Source organism: Methanothrix sp. (assembly GCF_030055635.1).
In the GTDB taxonomy this organism is placed as follows: domain Archaea; phylum Halobacteriota; class Methanosarcinia; order Methanotrichales; family Methanotrichaceae; genus Methanothrix_B.
Genome location: NZ_JASFYM010000030.1, coordinates 1 through 5,472, shown reverse-complemented (window position 1 = coordinate 5,472; position 5,472 = coordinate 1). Strand labels below are relative to the sequence as shown.

The 5,472-nt window shown below is 55.3% G+C and carries 6 protein-coding genes; 3 read left to right on the top strand and 3 right to left on the bottom strand.

What is annotated here, in order from left to right:
* The first annotated feature begins 436 nt into the window (after positions 1 to 436).
* Positions 437 to 1,258, top strand: coding sequence for a DUF63 family protein (locus QFX31_RS08720; protein ID WP_348531716.1), 822 nt, complete (start codon positions 437 to 439; stop codon positions 1,256 to 1,258).
* A 136-nt stretch (positions 1,259 to 1,394) separates the two neighbouring features.
* On the opposite strand, the gene mptN is transcribed toward QFX31_RS08720, so the two are convergent.
* From mptN to dph5, 3 genes are read right to left on the bottom strand one after another with little or no spacing between them, the layout of a single operon-like run.
* Positions 1,395 to 2,264 carry a tetrahydromethanopterin:alpha-L-glutamate ligase gene (gene mptN, locus QFX31_RS08715; protein WP_348531715.1) on the bottom strand — a complete coding sequence of 290 codons (870 nt, stop codon included), beginning with the start codon at positions 2,262 to 2,264 and terminating at the stop codon, positions 1,395 to 1,397.
* Positions 2,261 to 2,776 (bottom strand): hypothetical protein, encoded by a 516-nt coding sequence (locus QFX31_RS08710; protein WP_348531714.1) that lies wholly within the window; start codon positions 2,774 to 2,776, stop codon positions 2,261 to 2,263. The genes mptN and QFX31_RS08710 overlap by 4 nt, the downstream gene beginning before the upstream one ends.
* Before the next feature lie 9 nt (positions 2,777 to 2,785).
* Complete coding sequence (gene dph5, locus QFX31_RS08705) at positions 2,786 to 3,583, bottom strand: diphthine synthase (RefSeq protein WP_348531713.1); 798 nt, start codon at positions 3,581 to 3,583, stop codon at positions 2,786 to 2,788.
* Positions 3,584 to 3,746: 163 nt separating this feature from the next.
* Between dph5 and QFX31_RS08700 the strand changes: the two genes are divergently transcribed.
* Both QFX31_RS08700 and QFX31_RS08695 read left to right on the top strand, forming a co-directional pair.
* Positions 3,747 to 4,535, top strand: a complete 789-nt coding sequence (locus QFX31_RS08700; protein ID WP_348531712.1) for a sulfide-dependent adenosine diphosphate thiazole synthase — start codon at positions 3,747 to 3,749, stop codon at positions 4,533 to 4,535.
* Complete coding sequence (locus QFX31_RS08695) at positions 4,536 to 4,964, top strand: UPF0146 family protein (protein ID WP_348531711.1); 429 nt, start codon at positions 4,536 to 4,538, stop codon at positions 4,962 to 4,964.
* The last annotated feature ends 508 nt before the right edge of the window (positions 4,965 to 5,472 follow it).

The window sequence follows — 5,472 nt, the reverse complement described above, 5'->3', positions numbered from 1 at the left end:
ATGCGATCCGCGCAACTGTTTGCTGGAAGTTCAGCAAAGACAACGCCAGAGCAAAACTCAAAAGACACTACAATATGGTTAAAAATAAATGTTAAAGAGCACTAGGAGGCAGCTTCGCCTGAGCATACTTAAGCTATATCCCTCTGGCGACCTGCCCGGAGAGACACTGATACTGCTATGCGTTCCTGGCAATGGAGAAGGGCATCCAATAACCAGATTGCGCAGGTTGACAAACACATAAGAGCGTACCAACATGTGATCTGCAGCGTCTTCAGGTCCCAGGATACCTATCAATATAATTGCCGCTTGCTATTTTGAGACAGATTCATGTCCCATTTCGTGATGAAGATCATAGCCCTGGAGAGCCGATGAGCTCATCAACCGCTGCGCCAGATGCTCCAGCCGTGCATCTCATATGCAGTGCTGAGGTGTTTGGATGAACACACTGAGCGAGAAGATCGCGAATTTTGTACAGAGGTACTATGTGGAGCCGGTAATCAACGACAGCGGCTACAATCCGGTGAACACAGTGACATGGGCGATTGTCCTGGGCATTTTCATATTTCTGATACACAGGGCATTCAGGAGATACGGTATCGGGTTCAGCAAGAGGTTCATACTCGCCACTGCACCCTACATAATCGCAGGCTCATCGCTCCGCGTCGTTGAGGACGCTGCGCTTATCGCTCCGCCGATCAGTTACCTCCTGATAACGCCTTTGATCTACCTTCTTGTGGCAGCTGTGGCTGTAATCGCGCTTTTCATATCCATAAGGCTCACAGGCGGCTACAGGCTTTACTCTGCGATCGGGATCTCATGGAGCCTCCTGAATCTGTTTGTGCTCATCAGAGGGGGCGTGCAGAACGCCTGGGTGCCACTGGCTGTCATCGCTCTGGGATCATCTATCACCGGCTGTGTATTACTTTTGTCACGCATCCTGCCGCACAGGCTTTCCATTAACAGATGCGCTCTCCCTGTCATCCTATCACACATGCTCGACGCGAGCTCCACATACATCGGGGTAGACTGGCTGGGGTATGAGGAGAAGCATGTAGTCCCCACACTGCTCATACACATGCTGGGAAGCGCAGCAGTGCTGTATCCCGTAAAGCTGATCGTTCTCCTGCCGCTGCTCTCCATCCTGAACGAATCCCTCAGGGACGACAGGGATATGTGGGGCATTCTTGTGCTGACGCTGCTGGTTCTCGGGCTCGCACCCGCCACCAGGAACACGCTGCGAATGACGCTCGGCATATGATGTCCCTCCGATTGAGATCACTTTGAGCCGGCTGAGTTTTGAACAGAAATGCAGGGTCCTCTGGAGGGGGTACTCCCCCTGATCATATTCAATCACAATAGCAGCAATCGATGAATAGATCCCGAACTCAGCGCATCTATGCCCGAAGTGCAAGCCCAGCGATCATCCTCCCCACATCCACTCCGAGCGCTGAGTATATCCCTTTTCCAGACGGGGTGCCGTTGACCTCGATGACCATCATTCCCTCATCTGATTCGAGTATGTCGACTCCGCTGTACACGGTCCCGACCGCCCTGTTCGCATCAACCGCGATTCTCTTTATCTCATCGCTGATCTCGCACCTCTCAGCCCTCCCGCCCCTCGCGAGGTTGCTTATCCATTCGCCTGGAGGCGCAACCCTGTATATGGCACCTGCAACCTCATCCCCGACGACAAACGCACGTATGTCTCTCTTCTCCGGCGTGTCCACAAACTCCTGCAGGTATATAGCGCCTCTTCTGATCAGGAGATCTTTTATGAGATCCGCATCCTCCGGACGGAGGAGCGATATATCCCTTCCCTTGTATCCAAAGAGAGGCTTGCAGACCGCACGCCCCATGCTCTCCACAGTCCTCAAAGCCTCCTCGTAGCTGGAGGTCACAACCGTCCGCGGCGTGGGGACACCGGCGCGCCTGAGAGCCATCGATGTCGCGAACTTGTTCGCCGCCCTCACAATCGCATCCGGAGGATTTATCACACTCACTCCCAGCTCCGCGAGTGATCTCAGGGCCTCGAACCTGAATGCAACATCCTGAGGCGCGCCCCTCCCCATGTCCCTGATTATGAGCGTGTCGAGATCGAGAAGATCCGCATCTCCTCTCCGGAAGCTCAGATCTCTCCCGATCTCGACAGCGAGCTCCGAGATCTCCATCATCGCTGGAGACACGCCTAGCTCTGCAAGGCCTCTGGCTATCGCCCTGGCGGTCCAGTCATCTGGATTCGAGACCACGATCCCAACGGCCTTCATATATCATTCAATCCCAGAATCCCGCTGACAGGTCCGGAGACCCTGTACTCTGTCCTGTTGATCACAACCCTCTTCGCTGATGTGTATCCTGATGTATCAGAGCTCACCCTTCTCGCGATGAACGATCCGGAGTCGCTGAGACCGCTGCTATCCATTCTGATGAACTCACCGTTAACCACCTCTCCTGCGAGCTTGCCGCTCATGTATATCGATATCAGAACGTCTCCCTGGAGCGCTGCAAATGCCATGCTCATCTGATCTCCAGAGACCATGCCGGAGATCACGCCGCTCCAGGCGTCTGATCTGCAGCGACCTGTGATCTCACGGCCTGTCTGATTGATGGCCGCTGTTATCACGGTGTCGTTCAGGCTCACGCTCCATATCCCGCTCACATCAGATGCCTGCTGATCGAGCGGCACAACACTGCCGGAGTAGACTATGGTCGTCTCCCTTCCGGGGGACTGTGTTGATAAAAGGACACATATCATGAGAGCTATAATCAGAAACCTCATACCATCACCTCAAAGCACATATCCCGATAGCAGCTCTTCCGGGGCGCCTGCAAGGATCCTGAGCGCCTTCGCCTCCATGAAGTGCAGCCTGCCGGGGATGACCATCACATGGAGAGGCGGGCCGAAGCTGTAAGTTCTCAGATCCGAAAGCATGCCGGCTCTGACGCACATATCCTCCGAGCCGGCCCTCGCGATGCCGACCGCGAGACTCGACGCGAACCCAGAATCCCCCCTTCCCTCTGCGACCTCAATCAGGAGAGCTGCAGCCTCGTTTATGCTCATGAGCCTCCCCTCCTGGATGTCGAGGTAGAGGAGCGTGTGCAGATCTCTGATCAGGTTGTCCTTAACAGCATCGTATGGAGTCGATGATACAATGCGCTTTCCCCTGGCGATGTGAGGGAACGGCACAGTGGCAGACCTGCCGAACCTGTAGTTCTGAAGCCCTGTTATCCCGGGAACTGCGGATGCGATGTTCGATGCGTGTATCACCCTCGTATCAATGCCCATCTCAATCGCCCTGAGCCGCAGATCCAGATGTGTTGTGGAGATCATCGGATCCCCTCCCACCAGCAGGGCGACGTTCTTTTCTCTGGCATCATCGAGCCAGCTGGGATCAACCTCGATCTCGGATCTCGAGAGGATCTCTATCTCGCGGCCGTAAAGCCTCTCCAGCCTCTCAATGGATGTTCCCATGAGCTTGGATGTGTAGAACTCAGCATAGACCACATCCGCAGATCTCACTGTATCGAGGCCCTTCACGGAGATGTCCCGCTCGTCGTACAGCCCTAGGCCCACAAAGAAGAGCATGAATGCTACTGCGCAGCATTAGGTTTAAATATTCTGTATACGCCGCTGCCCTAATACCAGTTTGCGCCCGCCGCTGCTGTGAATCAACCCCCTCCACACATCCCTGACGCGCCCCTCGCAGGCGGGGAATATATTTATCACAGCTGACACAACGCAGAACAACATGGCTTTGGACGAGGTTAAGATCACAAGGGCGATAGTCGAGAGCTATCTCGAGAGCTTTCTCAAGTGCACAGATGTCGATGTTGCTCTGGTCGGAGCTGGTCCTGCGAATCTCGTTGCTGCGAAGCGGCTCGCAGAGGCTGATGTGAGGGTCGTGCTCTTCGAGAAGCGCCTTTCTGTGGGGGGCGGCCTCTGGGGCGGCGGCATGATGTTCCCGAGGATTGTTGTGCAGAAGGAGGCGTGCAGGATCCTCGATGAGTACAGCATCTGGTATCGCGAGTTCGAAGAGGGATACTACGTTGCGGACTCGATAGAGGTCGTGGCGAAGCTGACCGCAGGCGCCATCGATGCGGGCGCCGAGCTGATAAATCTCGTAACTGTGGAGGATGTCATGATCCGCGAGGGCGACAGGATCGTGGGGCTCGTCATAAACTGGACCGCTGCGGAGATGGCCGGCATACATGTCGACCCCCTCGCGATCAGGGCGCGGGTCGTGATAGACGGCACGGGGCATGATGCCGCGGTCTGCAGGGTCGTGCAGAAGAAGATCCCGGGAGCGATCGTCGGGGAGTCAGGGGTTATCGGGGAGAAGCCGATGTGGGCCGAGATCGGAGAGAAGATAGTCGTCGATGCGACCCGTGAGGTCTATCCGGGGCTCATAGTCGCTGGCATGGCCGCGACAACGGTCGCCGCAGGCCCGAGGATGGGGCCGATATTCGGAGGAATGCTGCTCTCCGGAGAGAAGGCAGCCTCAATCGCGCTGGAAAAGCTCGCGCAGTCGGTGGAGTGAGTGAGGGGCGCACGGGAGATAGCGGAGTTCATACTCTCCCATTACACTGGAAGGATCATCGAGATCGGGATAGGTCACTGCGTTGATGTTGCCAGACTCATCCCCAACCTCATCGCCACAGACATACGCCCTGTGAGCATCGATGGAGTCGCAACGGTGTGTGACGACATCTTCAATCCAGCAGAGGAGATCTATCGCGGTGCCTCCCTGCTCTACTCCATACGCCCTCCGCTTGAGGTGCAGATCGCGATGGGCGATCTCGCCCTCCGCATCGGCGCTGACGTTCTCATAAGGCCGATGGATGATGAGATTGCCGATCTGGAGGGGTTTTCGAGGGAGCTGATATGCAGAGGGGAGGCAAGGTTCTATCTGTACAGAAACCGCAGATGTGTTGACATGGCTGAAGGACAGCATCCTGAATCGCTGTAGATCTCATGCTCAGGGAAGCCTCCCGTTTTGCTTGAGTTTGAGTTGGAGCATATGGCGTGTGATGCGCTGCCAATCGTCCGGATATCATTCTGTGGACTTTAATGAGCTGTGGACCAGGATTCTCGTTTCAAGAGTGGGAGGAGCTGCCAGGGGGGTGGCTGTCCCTACCATTGCCTCCGGGGATCTGGCGCGGGGAATCGCAGAGACCTTCACCGTCAGAATCATCGATCTAAGAACTACTTTTATTTCTGCTGAAGAGAGGTAAGCTGGGTAGTCTACCTACGACGTGTGGATAAGTGCAAAAGCAATAGCTTCAGGCGATTCGCAGCCTTCAACCACGCTGTATGGCGCCGGACAATTATTTACAGATCCAATGATGTCCCTGCATTTCGCATTAACATTCATTTTCCGAACAATTTTCTCTGCATGGCCTGCGGCAAACATTTTTAGCCGGCTCACAGGTTTGGAGAGAGGAGCAGCTTAGATGGAGACAGACACGCGATCAATG